At 33.6% G+C, this 17642-nt stretch carries 13 protein-coding genes; 7 read left to right on the top strand and 6 right to left on the bottom strand.

Annotated elements, in window-relative coordinates:
• Window positions 1-68 precede the first annotated feature (68 nt).
• The 3 genes from AC3ITQ_RS12025 to AC3ITQ_RS12015 are packed head-to-tail and all read left to right on the top strand — an operon-like array spanning window position 69 to window position 1527.
• Window positions 69-545 (top strand): DUF6265 family protein, encoded by a 477-nt coding sequence (locus AC3ITQ_RS12025; RefSeq protein WP_489234481.1) that lies wholly within the window; start codon window positions 69-71, stop codon window positions 543-545.
• 35 nt (window positions 546-580) lie between these two features.
• Window positions 581-1060 (top strand): hypothetical protein, encoded by a 480-nt coding sequence (locus AC3ITQ_RS12020; RefSeq protein ID WP_489234480.1) that lies wholly within the window; start codon window positions 581-583, stop codon window positions 1058-1060.
• A gap of 11 nt (window positions 1061-1071) precedes the next feature.
• Window positions 1072-1527 carry a hypothetical protein gene (locus AC3ITQ_RS12015; protein WP_489234479.1) on the top strand — a complete coding sequence of 152 codons (456 nt, stop codon included), beginning with the start codon at window positions 1072-1074 and terminating at the stop codon, window positions 1525-1527.
• A 78-nt stretch (window positions 1528-1605) separates the two neighbouring features.
• Here the strand turns inward: AC3ITQ_RS12015 and AC3ITQ_RS12010 are convergent, their stop codons facing one another.
• Window positions 1606-2766, bottom strand: coding sequence for an MFS transporter (locus AC3ITQ_RS12010; RefSeq protein WP_489234478.1), 1161 nt, complete (start codon window positions 2764-2766; stop codon window positions 1606-1608).
• 211 nt (window positions 2767-2977) lie between these two features.
• Between AC3ITQ_RS12010 and AC3ITQ_RS12005 the strand changes: the two genes are divergently transcribed.
• The 3 genes from AC3ITQ_RS12005 to AC3ITQ_RS11995 all read left to right on the top strand — a co-directional run bounded on the left by AC3ITQ_RS12005 (window position 2978) and on the right by AC3ITQ_RS11995 (window position 7797).
• Window positions 2978-3703, top strand: coding sequence for a DUF4198 domain-containing protein (locus tag AC3ITQ_RS12005; protein WP_489234477.1), 726 nt, complete (start codon window positions 2978-2980; stop codon window positions 3701-3703).
• A 279-nt stretch (window positions 3704-3982) separates the two neighbouring features.
• Window positions 3983-6289, top strand: a complete 2307-nt coding sequence (locus AC3ITQ_RS12000) for a TonB-dependent siderophore receptor (protein ID WP_489234476.1) — start codon at window positions 3983-3985, stop codon at window positions 6287-6289.
• 194 nt (window positions 6290-6483) lie between these two features.
• The gene (locus tag AC3ITQ_RS11995) at window positions 6484-7797 is read left to right on the top strand and encodes an APC family permease (RefSeq protein ID WP_489234475.1); all 1314 of its coding nucleotides are present in this window, start codon (window positions 6484-6486) and stop codon (window positions 7795-7797) included.
• A gap of 83 nt (window positions 7798-7880) precedes the next feature.
• On the opposite strand, the gene AC3ITQ_RS11990 is transcribed toward AC3ITQ_RS11995, so the two are convergent.
• Window positions 7881-10517 (bottom strand): valine--tRNA ligase, encoded by a 2637-nt coding sequence (locus AC3ITQ_RS11990; RefSeq protein WP_489234474.1) that lies wholly within the window; start codon window positions 10515-10517, stop codon window positions 7881-7883.
• 207 nt (window positions 10518-10724) lie between these two features.
• Between AC3ITQ_RS11990 and AC3ITQ_RS11985 the strand changes: the two genes are divergently transcribed.
• Window positions 10725-11105: a DUF1573 domain-containing protein gene (locus tag AC3ITQ_RS11985; RefSeq protein WP_194659342.1), complete on the top strand. Its 381-nt coding sequence runs from the start codon at window positions 10725-10727 to the stop codon at window positions 11103-11105.
• 72 nt (window positions 11106-11177) lie between these two features.
• On the opposite strand, the gene AC3ITQ_RS11980 is transcribed toward AC3ITQ_RS11985, so the two are convergent.
• From AC3ITQ_RS11980 to AC3ITQ_RS11965, 4 genes are all read right to left on the bottom strand, one after another.
• Window positions 11178-11666: a hypothetical protein gene (locus AC3ITQ_RS11980; protein ID WP_194659341.1), complete on the bottom strand. Its 489-nt coding sequence runs from the start codon at window positions 11664-11666 to the stop codon at window positions 11178-11180.
• 100 nt (window positions 11667-11766) lie between these two features.
• Complete coding sequence (locus AC3ITQ_RS11975; RefSeq protein WP_489234473.1) at window positions 11767-13896, bottom strand: OmpA family protein; 2130 nt, start codon at window positions 13894-13896, stop codon at window positions 11767-11769.
• Window positions 13897-13906: 10 nt separating this feature from the next.
• On the bottom strand, window positions 13907-14836 hold the full coding sequence (locus AC3ITQ_RS11970; RefSeq protein WP_489234472.1) for a PorP/SprF family type IX secretion system membrane protein: 930 nt from the start codon (window positions 14834-14836) through the stop codon (window positions 13907-13909).
• 32 nt (window positions 14837-14868) lie between these two features.
• Window positions 14869-17502, bottom strand: a complete 2634-nt coding sequence (locus AC3ITQ_RS11965) for a T9SS type B sorting domain-containing protein (protein ID WP_489234471.1) — start codon at window positions 17500-17502, stop codon at window positions 14869-14871.
• Window positions 17503-17642 lie beyond the last annotated feature (140 nt).

Genomic DNA, 17642 nt, shown 5'->3' with positions numbered 1-17642 from the left:
TCGGTTGAGTTTTGGTAAGCTTTTTTTTCATACTTTAGTACCACTATTTAATACCTAAAACCAAAAATATGTTTCAAAAAACCACTCTTCTACTTGTTTTATTAACCGTTGTCTCTTGCAAAAAAGCAGAAACAGTTGAGAAAGATAAAATCAAATTGGCCGACTGGCTTATTGGAACCTGGGAAGCTAAATCAGAAGACGGCGTTTTGACCGAAAGCTGGCAAAAAGTAAACGACAGTACTTTCAGCGCGACATCGTATTTTATAAAAAATGAGGACACTTTACATTCAGAAAAAATAACCTTAGCTCAAAATGGCGAAATGTTATTGTACAGCGCAACAGTAAATGGCCAAAACAATGACAAAGCCATCGATTTTGGTTCGACTACTGAAAGTGAAAACAAATTGGTTTTCGAAAATCCTTCACATGATTATCCTCAAAAAATCACGTATTCAAAAGGAGCAAATAATACTTTGACTGCTGAAATTTCCGGGAATTTACAAGGGAAGATGACTACGGAGAAGTTTGTTATGAGTAAGAAGTAGATTTTTTTTGTAAACAGTTAAAAGTAAGAAGTAAAATGCTTGAAATCATAAAAAAAGTAAAAATTCTATTTCTTCATCTTCTTTTACTTTCTCTTTTTATATCATGTGGAGATCCAGGATTGGATTATAAAAACCTCAAGTCCGGTTTTATTTATGAAGCTGGAATTTATTCAAACACACATCAACAAAAAAATCTTTTAGTCAAAGAATTAAAAGATGGCTCGCTAATATTTGCCATTAGAAATTCGAGAAACAAAATACTATTCCAGCAAAGCCTGAATCAAACTTTCAGCAAATATCATTATTGGGCTTTATACGTCGATATAAATTTTGACGTATGGTATTATAATTCAGATTATAGTTCTTCACACGCGATTTTATTTAATAAAGAAACTCAAGTCTATGAGATAAAAGACTTTTGCGACGCTAAATTGCAATTACCCGAAAAATTTAGAAAAGAATTAAAATTGAAAAGTACATTGCTAAATTGTAAGTCATTAGAAAATAATAAATAAAAATTAAAACTTTGAAAAGAGCTTTCTTCTTAATTTTAACTTTAATTTTCATCGTAGGTTGTAATTCAAAAATTGAAAATACATTAGAAGATTTTATTGATAACTATTCCTTTAATAAAACAAAATCTAACAGTAAAGAAATAATTATCAAGCTATACGATACAACAATTACCAAAAGAAGAATAACAGATGTTGAATTTTTCGCTTCAAAAAAAGAATTCAAAGCTATAAACAAGCAACAACTTGAAAGCTTTGACAGATTATTTATAAATGCTGAAAAAACTGGATACTGTTGTTGTCCTCTAGCTATTTATTCTATTCATTTTTTAAATAAAAAAGAAGAACTGGATCTATTTTATGTTGATACGCTTCAATTTAAAAACAAGGTAAGAATCTATGAAAAGGGCTTACAATACTCTTATATCATTGAAAAACAAAAATGGAAAGATTATTTAAACGAATTTTAAAAATAAAAAGAACCATCGTTTCTACCAAATTTGTAACAAAAATTCTTAGCGTCCTCGTGCCTTCGTGGTAAAAACTCACTACTCGTTTTCCCCAATCTTATTCACCATAAAAATCATAAGTATTCCTAAAAGCGCCATTACTAGAAACGCCCATTTCATACTTAGATATTCAGAGATAAAACCCACCATTGGCGGAACAAGCAAAAATCCAAGATAACCAACAGTAGATATAGAAGTTAAGGCAGAACCACTGCTTAATTTTGATGATCTGCCCGCAATAGCAAATACTAGCGGAACCACGCAGGAAACCCCTACTCCAATCAAAACATAACCAAAAATAGTTGGGTAAGCGTACGGTAAAATAAAACAAATTCCAAATCCTGCAGTTATTAAAATTCCACTATAAAACAGAATTCGTTTTGTGCCAAATTTCATTACACCATAATCTCCGAACAAACGTCCTAAGGTTACTGCTGTTGCAAAAAATACAAAGGCAGCACTGGTTAATTTTGGAGAAGCATGCAAAATATTTTTAAAATAAATACCGCTCCAGTCGTACATCGTGTTTTCGCAAGCCATAGACACAAAACAAATCATGGCAAACTTAACCAGGTTTTTTTCCGGCATCGAAAAGAACTTCTTTTTAACCGGTACCGGCTCATTGTGAATACTCATTGGATAAAAACAAGCCGTAAGTCCCATCATAAAAACACTCACTCCTAATAAATGATACGATGGTGCAATATGCTGTGTAACCATCACATAGCCTAAACCTGCTCCGGAAAAAACAGCAATACTCCAAACCGCATGAAACCGCGTTATGATCGATTTTGGATATAATTTTTGAACCTCCAGCGACTGTGCATTAATAGATAAATTGAAAATATTACGAGAAGCTCCAAAAATTAAAAGAACTATAACCAACTGCCATACAAAAGCCACTAAACCAGGTAAGGCCAAAGCAATATTAAACATGACTGCTCCTAACAACATAATGTAACGGCTGCTGTATTTATTTAATAACATTCCAGTAAAAGGCATTGTCAGCATTAAACCAATTGGGAATGCAAATAAAACAGCTCCAAATTGCGCTTCAGACAAATGTAATTCTGCTTGTATATGTGGAATTCGTGATACCCAGGAAGAATATCCAAATCCGGAAAGAAAAAAAAATACAGTGTTTGCTAGTCTAAACCCTTTTGGCGAACCCTGTATTTTTTTAAAAAAAGGAATGATCATGTAGTTGTGTCATTTTGTTCGGCTGCAAAATTAAGGCTTTTAAACCTATTCTATTCTACGATACTCTTTTTAATTTTTTAAGTCATTCTTTAAACTCAAAAGTCAATTATAAATCAAATACTATATTTTTTGTTATTTAATTTTTAATTATTCTAAATAAGGTTTAGATTTGTGAAAAATATCATACTTAACAATTTTATACCTTGATCTTATGAAATCAAATACTTTAAAAAAAGTCAGCCTTTTCCTTTTTATGCTTGTAACAACTCCGCAATTGTTTGCACATGCCCTTTGGATCGAAACTAAAGCAACAGGAACAAAAGGAAAAGCACAGGAAATCTCTGTTTACTTTGGAGAATTTTCAGATAACGATATTACTAAAGCTGACAAATGGTTTTCAGATCTAAAAGATTTTTCGCTGGTTGTGATTAGCCCATCAAAAAAGGAAACTAAACTTTCAGCAAAAGCATTAGATAATAAATATCAGGCCTTTTTTACACCAGATGAAGAAGGAGTATATACAATTGTAATGCATCATAAAGTAAAAGATGTTTATGGTACTATGGTTTTAGATTATAACTCAAGCGCTAACGTAACTGTTGGTACTGCAGCAAAAGGAAATGAAGCTGTAGCGAACACAAATGTTATCAGTTTATTTTCTAAAGATGTTTTAACGGCAAAACAAAATACAAAAATCAATGTAAATGCTCTATACGAAGGTAAAATTGCCAAAGAGCAAAAAATGAAAGTAATTGCTCCAAACGGATGGGAAAAAGAATTATGGAGTAATGAAAATGGAGAGATCTCATTTACACCAATCTGGCCAGGAAATTATATGGTAGAATTTGCTTATACTGAAAAAGCTTCTGGCGAACACAATGGCAAAAAATACGATGAAATCTGGAAAATGGCTACTTACTTAATTTCTGTTAAATAACATACTATATTTAGATCTTTATCTATTTGCAATAATTAAAACCTTGTTCTTTTGAGCAAGGTTTTTTTCATTTTAATTAGTACCTAAAGCTTTAGAACTGAAATACATTATTACTATTTATAATGAATAAAAATAAAAACCGCAATATCTTAAGCTAATCTTAAGACAAAAATAATGCAATATTAAGCAAGAAAAGACATTGTTAAATTTTGTTAAAACTAATAAGTAGACTTATATTTGCACAAAAAAAATTATTTTTATTAAATCTAAATAAAGAACATGAAACATAGTTTACTACTTGCATTGTCGTTTCTAAGCTTTGCAGCTTATAGCCAGGAATACACAAGTGCAGAAAACACGACTACTTTAAATGATACTGTAAAAAATAAAAAAGGAGAGATTCTTAAAGAGGTATTAATAACACCAAATAAACCTAAAAAGCCAGTTGAAGCAGCTCGTTCAGGCATTAAAGTTATGGACTTACCACAAAGCGTTCAGGTTATTGGTAACGAAGTAATCGAACAGCAGCAAGCAATACGATTAAGCGAAGTAGTAAAAAATTTAAACGGTGTTTATGTAGGATCTGCTCGTGGTGGAGCCCAGGAATCATTTTTTTCAAGAGGATATGATATGGGACCAAATAATATGTTTAAAAATGGTTTTCGCTATAATGCAGGTTCCATACCAGAAGTTTCCTCATTAGAAAAAGTAGAATTCTTAAAAGGGGGTTCTGCTTTATTATATGGAAATGTTACACCAGGGGGAATCATGAATTTGGTTACCAAAACACCAAAATTCACTCAAGGTGGCGAAGTATCAATGCAAATGGGAAGCTATTCTTACTACAAACCATCCATTGATTTTTACGGACCATTAAATAAATCTATCGCATACAGATTTACCGGATCTTATGAAAACTCTGAAAGTTTTAGAGATTATGTGAAAAATGAGCGTATTTATATCAATCCTTCTTTTCTATTTCATCTTTCAGATAAAACACAAATTACATTACAGGGAGATTATTTGAGTGCTGACTGGACTCCCGATTTTGGTACAGGAATCTATGAAAAAACAATTCTGGATTTACCTCGTAATGAATTTTTCGGAGCGCTTTGGTCTACTGCAAATACTAAGTCTTCTAGTGCTTCCTTATTATTTAATCATGATTTTAATAAGAACTGGAAATTAAACTTTAATTCTTCTTACCAATCTTACAGAAGGACTCAAACCTCTACAGCACAACTAAGTACAATTGACGCTAACGGAAATTGGAAACGTGGCTTAACAAAATCTGACGCTGCCGAACAAATTTTTGGCGATCAATTAAGTTTACAGGGAACTTTTAATACTGGTAGTATTAAACACCAAATATTTACAGGGGCTGATTACGAAAATTCTCTTACTCCATCTTACACATTTGGATTCTTTGCTCCTGAAAAACCTGCAGACCTTTTAACAACGGAAGCTAAGCCGATCAACTTATATACTTACGATTATAGTACACAAAGTACTGTTATTCCTTATCCAACAAGAACTACTCAATTAACAAGTACAGAAACGCAACGTTTTGGAGCTTATTTTCAGGATTTAGTTTCAATAAATCAATATATAAAAGTTCTGGCAGGATTACGTTGGTCATGGCAACAAAGTGAAGCCACCACTACAAAAGAAGTGATAGAGAAAAAGAATGATATAAATGAAATTACAATTCCGTACGAAAATGCAGTACCAGTAACTGGTACTAAAGCTATAAACAAAGCATTCTCACCAAAAGCAGGATTGGTAGTACAGCCTACTAAAGATTTGTCTTTGTTTGCAAGTTACTCTAACTCTTTTTCTCCAAATACAGGAACAACCGTAGATTCAAAAACATTAGACCCGTCGATTATAGATCAATATGAAGTTGGTGTGAAAAAAGATTTCTTTAGAGGTCTTTTGACAACAAACGTTACAGTATATCAAATTACGAATGATAATTTAGCACAAACGGCTCAATATTTATCAGACGGCGTTACACAAAACATTAACAGTAATATAAAAGAGTTGGTTGGAGCGACAAAAGGAAAAGGAGTTGAAATAGATATCACAGCGACACCTTTAGAAGGCTTGAATATTATGGCTGGTTATAGTTTTAATGAAACTAAAGTATCTAAATCTGCAGGAACAAATGGTAGCCTTGTTGTTGGTGATGTTTTAGCAAGAACTCCGAAAAATACTGCCAATTTAAGTTTCTTCTACAAATTACCTAGTGGTTTATTGAAAGGGGTGACTTTTGGAGCCATTGGAAGCTATGTAGGTGATCGTACTGGAGGCTGGAATGATGATTACTTGTGGACAGAGGTTAAACCTACACCTGAAAACCCAAAACCAGATCCGGCATACACAGTTACAATCAGAGATCGCGATATTCCGTTAGAAGGATACGTTACTATAGATGCTTCCCTTGGATATGAATGGAAAAAATTCTCAATCTTATGTAGACTTTCAAACATAACAAACGAATTAAATTATACAGTTCACGAAAATTATAGTGTGAATCCTATCGCGCCTCGTCAGATTATGACAAGCTTACGATACAAATTTTAAATTTTTGAATTAGATTTTAATATTCCAAAGCTTTTTCTGTCTATTCATTCTTGAAATAACAGAAGAAGTTTTGGTTTCATTTCCACTAAAAACCTTATTTAGCATAGATGAGGTTTTTTATTTTCATAGACAAGACTGCTTTAAATATCTTTACTTTTGCACAAAGCATTTAAATTTCAATAAAACAAAATTCTATGTCAGATTCCAAACCAAACCAATTAAAAAAAACACTCGGATTAAGCTTTAACATTGCCGTATTAATTGGAGGAACAATTGGAGTTGGAATTCTGCGAACACCTGGAACAATTGCCGGAATGTTAGATAATTATTGGCTTATTATTGCTTCCTGGCTTTTTGGCGGAATCTATGTTTTAATTGGCGCCAATTCGTATGCAGAACTGGCTACAATGCTTCCGAAAGCCGGAGGCTCTTACAATTACATTAAAAGGGCTTTTGGAGATTATGCCGGTTTTTTATCTGGGTGGTACGATTATATCTGCAATGCCATTCCGCCCGCATTTTATTGTATTGTCATAAGCGAATACATGATTATTTTGTTTCCTGCCCTTGCCAATTATTCAATGGTTATGGCCATTTCCATATTGGCCGCTTTTGTAATAATTCATTTAAGTGGCGTTAAAAACGGAAGCACAATTCAACAAATTACGAGCTTACTTAAAGTCATTTGTTTTGTAGCTTTGGTTGTGGCTTGTTTTATGTATTCTGGTGTTGCCGTACCAACAATTAAAACAGATAATTCGTTTTTTCAAATCGGACTTTTATTTGGATTTTTTAAATCATTACAACTTATTATCGGGACTTATAATGGCTGGAACAGTGTTTGCTTTTTTGCAGAGGAAAATGATGATCCGAGTAAAAATATTCCAAAATCATTATACAGTGGTGTTATTCTCGTTGTTGCCATTTATGTTTTGGTAAATGCGGCATTTTTTCACGTTTTACCAATTGCAACTTTAGCGAAATCAAATCTGGCTGCTGCCGATGTGGCTAAGATTCTTTTTGGCGAAAACGGAGCTATAATAGTTACTGTGATTTCTATCTTCTCTTTAATCAGTATTCTGAATGCTTTTATGATGATTCCGCCGAGAATTCTTTACGGATTAAGCCGCGATGGATTTTTTATTGAAAAAGGAACTATGGTTAATAAAGGCGGAACGCCAATTGTGGCACTTTTAGTTTCGTCATTTGTTAGCTTATTTTTAATCTGCATTGGTTCTTTTGAAGTTTTGTTTTCCTTTGCTGCCTTTATCTCTATTATTGTTTGGGGATTGGCGTATTGCTCACTTTTGAAGTTAAGAGCTTCAGAACCGGACTTACCAAGGCCTTATCGCTCTTTTTGGTATCCGTGGACGACGATTATCGCAATCATAGCTTCTATCGCATTATTGATGGGATTTATTTACAGCGATCCTAAAAGCTTTATTATTATTGTTGGAATTACGTTGGTTTCTTATCCATTATTTTTGGTTTTGAAAAGAAAGAAGTGAAAGGTGAAAGGTGAAAAATAAAAAAAATCCCAATTCTGAAAAATTCAGCATTGGGATTTTATATTTAAAAACAAATCTGATTCTTATTTCAACCCAGCAATACTCTGCTCGATTGTAGCAATTTTTGCCAAAGCATCTGCTTCTTTTTGTTTTTCATTAGCCAAAACTTTTTCTGGTGCTCCTGCAACAAATTTCTCATTAGATAATTTTGCCTGAACTGATTTTAAGAAACCTTGTGTGTAAACCAACTCTGCAGTTAGTTTTGCAACTTCAGCTTCAACATCAATATTTCCTCCTGAAATCGGAATAAAATATTCATTTGATTTTACACGGAAAGATAATGCTCCGTCCACTTTAGCAGAAACATATTCGAAAGCAGAGATATTCCCTAATTTCGTTACGATTGTATCAAAATAAGTCGAAAGATTCTCGCTGTTGATTGCTTTCAATTCGATAGCATCTTTAAACGGAATATTTTTATCTTTTCTGATCGTTCTGATTCCAGAGATTACTTCAATTGTACTTTCAAAATCAGAGATCAAACTCGCATTAAACGGTTTTAATTCTGGCCAGGTTGAGACAATTAAAGCCTCTTCGGGAGTTCTGTCAGCAATTAAATGCCAAATTTCCTCAGTTAAGAATGGCATGAAAGGGTGTAACAATTTCAAGTTACTCTCTAACATTTCAATTGCTTTATCAAACGTTGCTTTGTCAATTGGTTGTTGATACGCCGGTTTGATCATCTCTAAAAACCAAGAACAGAAATCATCCCAAACTAATTTATAAATTGCCATCAATGAATCTGAAATTCTGTATTTCTCGAAATTATCTTCAATGTCAACTAAAGTTTGCTGCAATTTAGCTTCATACCATTCAATTGCAACTTTTGATGATTCCGGTTGTGGAATAGTTTCAGAAACTTCCCAACCTTTAATCAATTTAAAGGCATTCCAAATCTTGTTAGAAAACGCTTTTCCTTGATTACACAATTCTTCATCAAACATAATATCGTTTCCTGCAGAAGCACTCAAAAGTAATCCTACACGAACACCATCGGCACCAAATTTTTCGATCAGATCTAAAGGATCAGGAGAGTTTCCTAATGATTTAGACATCTTACGACGTTGTTTATCACGAACTAAACCAGTCAAATAAACATTTGTAAATGGTTTTTCGCCTGCATATTCGTAACCTGCAATAATCATTCTCGCAACCCAGAAAAACAAAATATCCGGACCTGTTACCAAATCGTTTGTTGGATAATAATATTTGTAATCTTCACTTTCAGGATCCATTATTCCCCCAAAAACTGACATTGGCCAAAGCCAAGACGAGAACCATGTGTCTAATGCATCAACATCCTGCTTTAAGTCAGATGTTGTAAGTGAGTTATTAGAAGTTCTTTCTTTTGCTAATTCTAAAGCATCTTCGATATTTTCTGCAACTACGAAATCTTCTTTTCCGTCTCCATAATAATAAGCCGGAATTTGTTGTCCCCACCATAATTGACGTGAGATATTCCAATCACGAATATTGTTTAACCAGTGCGCGTAAGTGTTTTCGAAACGTTTTGGATGTAATTTAATATCACCATCAACCAAAACAGATTGGATTGCCGGTTTCACTAAATCTTCCATCTTCAAAAACCATTGATCTGATAATCTTGGTTCGATTACGGCTTTAGTTCTTTCAGATGTTCCCACTTTATTCAAATGGATTTCGGTCTTTGCCAAAGCTCCAATTTCTTCTAATTCTTTTGCAATTTCAGTACGAACCACAAAACGATCTTTTCCCTGATAATGTAATCCGAAACTATTTAGTGTAGCATCTTCATTAAAAATATCAACGATTTCAAGATTGTGCTTCTCCCCTAGCGTTTTGTCATTCATGTCGTGCGCCGGAGTTACTTTCAAACATCCTGTTCCGAATTCAACATCTACATATTCATCTTCGATAATCGGAATAACTCTTCCACAAATAGGAACAATTGCTTTCTTACCTTTCAAATGTGTAAAACGCTCGTCATTTGGGTTGATACAAATTGCAGTATCCCCAAAAATAGTTTCCGGACGTGTTGTTGCAATGGTTAAGAAATCTTCTGAACCTTCAATTTTATATTTTAAGAAAAAGAGTTTTCCTTGTTGTTCTTCATAAATAACTTCTTCGTCAGACAAAGTTGTTTTAGCTTCCGGATCCCAGTTTACCATGCGGTATCCTCTGTAGATTAGTCCCTTGTTATATAAATCAACAAACGATTTAATTACAGACGCGGACATGTCCGGATCCATAGTGAATTTGGTTCTTTCCCAGTCGCAAGATGCTCCTAACTTTTTAAGCTGATCAAGGATTACTCCACCATATTTATCTGTCCACTCCCACGCATGCGCCAAAAATTCTTCGCGGGTTAAATCATTTTTATTGATTCCTTCCGCTTTTAATTTTGCTACAACTTTCGCCTCGGTCGCAATTGAAGCGTGATCCGTTCCCGGAACCCAGCAAGCGTTGAAACCTTTAAGACGAGCACGACGAATTAAAACATCCTGAATTGTATTGTTCAGCATATGCCCCATGTGAAGGACTCCTGTCACGTTTGGCGGTGGAATTACAATTGTATAAGGCGTTCTATGATCTGGCTCCGAATGAAAATAGTTATTTTTCATCCAGTAATCATACCATTTATTCTCGATCGTTTTAGCGTCAAATTGTGCTGGAATTGTCATTTTATCTTGGATATGTTATTTCTTTAAATTTAATATTCCTAACAGCTGTTAAACAAGTAACTAAGTCAGAAATTAACTTTGGTTCAATATTTGTAATTATAATTGACAGCAAAAGTAAATAATTAAAGACACTATAAAAAGCGAATTAATAATTTGTGTGTTAATTAAAAGAATGTATATTTACTTACAACTTAAAATAATTTCAAAATGAAAAATGTTGCCTCTTTTATTGCAATCGTATTGTTTAGTGCAATAGGTTACGCGCAAAATGGTCCCAAAATTGAATTTGCGGCCCAGGACAATACAATTGATTATGGAAAAATTTCTAAGAGTGATAATGCCGTTCGTTCTTTCGAATTTACAAACACTGGAGATGCACCGCTATTGATTTTAGGTGCCGAATCTACAGTAAGCTCTATTATTGTGACTAAACCTGCAACTGCCATTCAGCCAGGAAAAAAAGGAAAAATTGACGTAAAATATAATATGGCCGCTGGTCCTATTCGTAAAACTATTACAGTTGAAACCAATGCGGTGAATTATCCTGATGGTCGTGTAGCCTTAAAAATTAAAGGTGAAGTTTTATAAAAAAAATAAGCAAAATAGTAAAGCCGTTTCATTAAATTGTGAAACGGCTTTTTCATTTTAAATTTTCTCTACTTATTTTGCTTTTTCAACGCAATCAACAGCTGAGAATTTATATTTCACATTTTCGAAATCTATCGGTTTATCTTTCACTAAATACGTAACTCCCATTGTAGTCTGCATAGTTCCATTACCTAGGATAAGTTGTTTGTCACGTTTTAACAATGCCATCGGATTTTTGAATTTTGTGTCTTTATGTTCGGTATCTACAAACGTGTAATCAATAAACAGCGTATCTCCTTTAAATTCTCCTGTTATTTCTCCGGTTCTTTGCGGAGTCTTGGCAACTTTCATTACCATATCTCCGGATACTTTTCCATTTTTTAATGTATTTACATTTAAGTCAATCGTATCCTTTTCATATATTGCTTTAAAACACTCCGTATTTACAACCTTTTCACCTTCAGCTTTTGCAGCTTCAATTTGCTTTTGTTTTTCATCATTTTTACAACTTTGAAATCCGATAGAAGCCAAAACCAAACACAATAACACAGTTTTTTTCATAATTTAATTTTTAAGTTCATTCTTATCCTATAAAAATAAATAAAAAAGAAGCCAAAAAAAAGGCTTCTCAATTAAAATTATATTTTTATTCCGATGAATTTTATAAGTTCTTAATTACAAATTCACTTCGTCGGTTCAATTCATGATCTTCTTCTGAACAGGCATCATCTGTTTTACATTTAACAATTGGCACAGATTCCCCGTACCCTTTAGCTGAAACTCTAGTGGCATTAATACCGGACTGAATAATAAATTCTCTGGTAGAATTGGCTCTTTTTTGAGATAGTTCCTCATTGAATTTCGCATTTCCACGAGAATCTGTATGCGAACCAATTTCGATTACCATTCCCGGATATTTGTTCATCAAAGCCACTACTCGACCTAAAACAACTTTTGATTCTTTACGAATGTACCACATATTATAATCAAAATAAATAGGATCTGTTTTGATAATTAAACGGTCTTTATCTTTTACGACATCTTTTTCTTGTGTCAAAATTTGATTCTCTTTTTCTTTTTTCTTCGCTTCTCCAGCAGCAATTTCATCGGCTTTAGCCTTTTTTGCTGCTTCATTGAGAGCAATAAGAGCCAGCGCTTCTCTATCTTTCTTCTCTTTCTCTAAACGAATTTCTTCTTTTCGTTTGTCCTCAGCATTTTTCTGCTCTTCTAATTTAATCGCATCCAAAGATTTTAGTGCCAATGAACCATCGTTCGTTATATTTCTGGTTTTCCCAATTTCTAAAGTTCTTGACTCGTTGGTGTATTTTTCTTTAAAAGCTACAATTGTATAGGAACTTTCGCAGGCAACTGTAAAACTAAATTTTCCATCGGCAGAAGTCGTAATTGTATTTAAAACCTTTTTAGTAGCATCCTGCAACATCACAGTCGCGTTATCAAGTACTAAATGCGTATCAATATCTGTAATTGTTCCGGCAATAAACTGCTTGCAATCTTCAACAATTAAATCTTTAATTTCTTTGAACTGATAAATATCATCGCTTCCTTTTCCACCTTCTCTGTTAGAAGCAAAATATCCTTCTTTTGTATCTGAATCAATATTAAAAGAGAAATCATCCAAATTAGAGTTTAGTGGCAAACCAATATTAAGAGGTTCTGAATATTCATTTCCAGCAATATCTGAAACAAAAACATCCAGAGATCCATAGCCTAAATGTCCATCAGAAGAAAAGTATAATTTATTGTCATTTGAAACAAAAGGAAATTGCTCTCTTTTATCTGTGTTGATTAGTACTCCTAAATTTTTCGGTGTATCAAATGCTCCTTTATTAATATTTACGGAATAAATATCAAAAGAACCAACACTTCCTGGCATATCAGAAGCAAAATACATTACTTTTTCATCAGCGCTAAGAGCAGGATGCTCTACAGAATAATTTGGGCTATTAAAGGGAAGCGCCGTAATATTGGTCCATTTTCCATCCACTAATTCGGCCTTAAAAATTTGAAGATTCGAAATCTTCTCGTCATTTTTCTTTTTTGTTCCGTTTTTAGAATAATTACGAGTAAAATACATTGTTTTACCATCTTTCGTAAAAACAGCATTTGCTTCGTGCATTCCGGTTTTTAGCTCATCAGCAAAATAACTTACATTTGATTCCGTGGCATTAATTTCAGTTAAAGGAACCGTAACCAGATTCAAATACGTTTCATTATCCCACTTAAACTTTTTATCGAATAAACTAGGTTTTAATTTTACTCCGGCAAAAACTATATTACCTTTATATTTTACAGCCCCAAACTCTGAATTTGGTGTATTAATAGCTAGATTTTTTATATCAAATCGATTGCCGATTGCCGAAACATTCTCTAATTCGTGAAGCTCATTTTTAAAATAAACAGAATCCTTGCTAGTTGTGGATAAGGCATAATATTGTTTTAAAACCTCATTGGCATCTGCATAGGTATTACTCGCTTTTAATGTTTGAGCATATCTGAAATAATATTCCCTATCTAAATCTTTTCCATACTTTTGAAATAAAAGCCTGTAATAACGTTGTGCCTTTATTAGCTCATTGGTATAATAATAAGAATCGGCTAAATTTTTGATTACTTCCTGAGAAGGTTTTTCTTCAGCTAATTTTTCATAAAGAATAATAGCTTCACTATAAAATGTTTTATCAAAAAATCGTTTGGCTCTCGCCACATCTTTATCCTGCGCGTTTATAAATTGTATTGAAAATACGAATATAATAACAAGTAATTTTTTCATATTTTTCATTTTAAAAGAATCTAGGTGATTTATCATATCCTTTTCCCAATAAGTCTAAATCAAACAGCAGCATAATTTCATGCGTTCCGGAATTGAACTGTCCTAAATTTGAAAGCGTATAATCGTATGCGTAACCAACTCTAAGAGTTGGCGTAACATTAAAATTAAATAAAGCACTTACTGAATCATCAATTCTATAGGCCATCCCTAATTCAAACTTCTCATTATACAATGCATTCGCTGTCAAATCAACAGAAACTGGAGCTCCTTTTACAAGTCGTGACATAAATGTCGGTTTCAATTTTAAATTATCATTAATTTGAAAAACATATCCTCCTGTAAAAAACATGTGTATTTCTTCAGCACCAAAAGCATTTACCCCTGATTTTTCTTCGATGTACTTTGTCTTTAATAAATTAGGTGCTGAAAATCCCACATACAAATTGTCTCTAAAATAATAAGCTCCAACTCCAATATTTGGTTTTGTTGCGTTAATATTTTCGGCGAAAGCCCTATCAACATCGGGATCACTAAAACGGAATCCATTAAAGTTAGTCTGCATTGAAGATACGCCCGCTTTAAGACCTAAGGAAAGTTTATTTTTTCCTCCTAAGTTCAACACATAAGCAAAATCGGCGTAAATATTATTTTCTTTTTTCGCACCGTCTCCAATATCGTCAGAAATGAAGGATAGACCAACTTCAACCTTTTCGGTCAAAGCACTGTGTCCAAAAAATGTAAAAGTTTTTGGAGCTCCAACCGCACCAACCCATTGAGTTCTATACAATCCTCCAAAATTCATCATCGCTGGAACACCTGTAGCGTAGGCTGGATTTACTACGCTCATATTATACATATAATGGGTATACTCTGGATCTTGCTGCGCAGAAACCGTGTTTACATAAAAGAGAAAACTTACAAAGAGTATTATTTTTTTCATTTGAAAAATATATTAGGAATGCAAAAAAGAAATTATCGATTTAAATAAAGACGTCCCTGTTGCGGAGGTTTATTGCCTTTATTAAAATTGAGAATATAAAAATAAACTCCATTAGGTGCAATGCCATGGCTAAGTCCTTCTGTTTCGTAATTTATACCGTCCCAGCCTGGTTTATTTTTATAACTTCTATACATACCATTTCCGTAACGGTTGAAAATTTCAAGTGTATAATCCGGATATAAAAAATCAATGTCAGGAATAACAAAAGTGTCGTTTATACCATCACCATTTGGAGAAAATCCATCTGGCACAAAGAAGGTATCAGGCACAGTATTACAGTCTGTTAAATCAGGAATAACAGAAAGACTTTCAAAAGAAAGACAACCAGTTGTTGTATCAAAATCAAAACCGTAATAGGTAATATTCTCGCGCAAAATAGTAGTTGACGGAAGAACATTTCCATTATCCGGAGCATCATACCAAACGATTGACGAAGGAATATTTGTGTTATTAGATAAGTCTGCAATCGTAGGAACATCAGTACCGCAAAAATTTTGCCCATCCGGATTCAATTCAGGTGCCGGAGTGTCTTTTAACGTCACTGTAATCATGGTTGGATCTGACTCACAGTCTAATATTGTCTGTCTCACCCAGTAGCTTTCAGATTTTAAAAGATAAGTATCCTCAAGAGGGGTTGTTTCAGTTGCAGAAATATACCATTTGTATTGAGCACCATTAGGTTCTAAATTAGCAATCGTAGCTCTATCTGACTTACAAAAAGGCTGATCAATAGCAGTTGGTGCAACAGGAATAGGATTTAATAAAAAAGAATCTGCAACACCACGCACATTTACATCACAATTTGTAGTATTATTTATCAAATTAGTTACTGTTGCGGTTGTTGATCCCAAGTTTAAAAGTAAATCAGCAGGAACAACAAAATTTGCATTTCCAGTTGTAGGGGTTAGATCGATCGTTTGTAATGTTGAAGTATTACTTCCCGACAACACATAAGATAATTTGACATTCGTTAAACTTCCTAATCCTGAAACTGAAGCTGTAACAGGCGAACCAAAGCAAAAATCGTTAATTTGTATTCGTAAGCCTGATACATTCGGCAATGGATTTATAACAAGGCTTCCCTTTAAATCTGCTGCATTTTCACACGGTGTCACGACCAGCGCGATACTTGTAATTTCAATTTCCGTAGTGCCACTTTTGGCATTTAATATTCCTGGAATTATAAAATCATTCGCAATTCCCCCTGCAAAGCTAACTCTTGCAATCTGACCTGAAACCGTATTTGCACCCGACAAATTATATGTAATTTGATATATTCCATCAGCTACCTTAGCTGCATCCGAAATTTGTACAGTTGCATCAGCACCCTGACAAGTTACTGCCTGTACAATTTTGGCTCCTGTTAAATCAGGAATAGGATAAATAGTTAATTCACCAGATAAATCATTGATAATGTTAGTACAGGCACGCGAACTATTTTCAGCAACAATATTGAGAATCTTTACCGTAAAATGCCCAATTTGTTGAAAGTAATCCGATTTTATTGGAAATATTAAAACTCCATTAATAAAATTCGCCGTTATAGTTTCACTAGCTGCATTAGGTCCAGACACACTATAGCTAACAAAATAAGTAGTGTTCGGTATAGCTGCCGGTCCTTTCGTGATTTTCACAGAATAAGTAGCTGTCGGGATATCTTTTTCACATAAATTGGGTGGATCTATAAAAACTTCAGCTCCAGTAAAATCGAGCTTTTTTTCAAGTCTTATTCTAACGGTTGATTGTCTGTCTGAACAAATAGGATTTGTAGATTTTACTCTATAACTATAAGAATAAGTTCCCTCTCCTTTTGCGTTGAATATTTTTTGAAGATCAACAAAATGATCTGTTGAAGAGGTTAACTCTCCTGTGGCGCTAAGATCAATCCATACTCCATCAGGATCTTGCCCTGTAAGCAAATTATTTAAATCATAATTTGTATAAGCAGCCAAACCATCTGTACCACATAAAGATAAATTTTTTGGATCTCCTGGTTCTGGTGATCTAAAAATTGTGATTATTGCCGTTGAAGACATCGCCGGACAAGTACTAATTGCAGGCATTGTGTAAGTGAATTGAAAGGTTCCTTCCAAATTCTCTACATTAATAACAGCACCTACATTCCGATTTGTTGTATCATTATGCCATTGCCCATTAGAATGAGGTCCCATGCCAACTCCATTAAAAGCAGAAAAAAGATTAAAGGTTTCAACAGCACTACAAACCGAAACGTTTGGAGAAGTGATACCGGAATATCCTCCAATTGTAAGCGTAAGAGTTGCAGAATTATCAGGACAAAGAGGAAGACCTTCAACCTTATAAGTATAATGATAAACACCACTCTGGCGAATAAGTTGGGCATTTAAAACTCCTGTCAATACATCTAAACCTCCCGTTTCATCATCATCCGTCCATTCTCCGCCAGGAACAGGTGAACCTTTTAACAAATCAAATAAATTGAGTGTTTGGTTGCTTACATCAGAAACGTTGCAAATAGTCACGTCATTATCTTCACCAGCACATTGCGCATAAGTTGTCGCAGAGATACAGAAAATAAAAACAAAAGACAGGATTACTTTTAAGAAATTAGAGTATTTTTCCACCATAAACTATTAATTTGGGATAAACTTAATAAAATTCTAGCGCTAGTGAACTACTATTTCTTTTTAAACAACAAAATTTAAATGATATTCAAATAATCTCAAAAAATATTATTGATAATCATCATTTTAATATAAAATTATAT

It is taken from the genome of Flavobacterium sp. KH_001, assembly GCF_057840745.1.
This window is presented reverse-complemented; position numbering and strand designations above follow the sequence as displayed.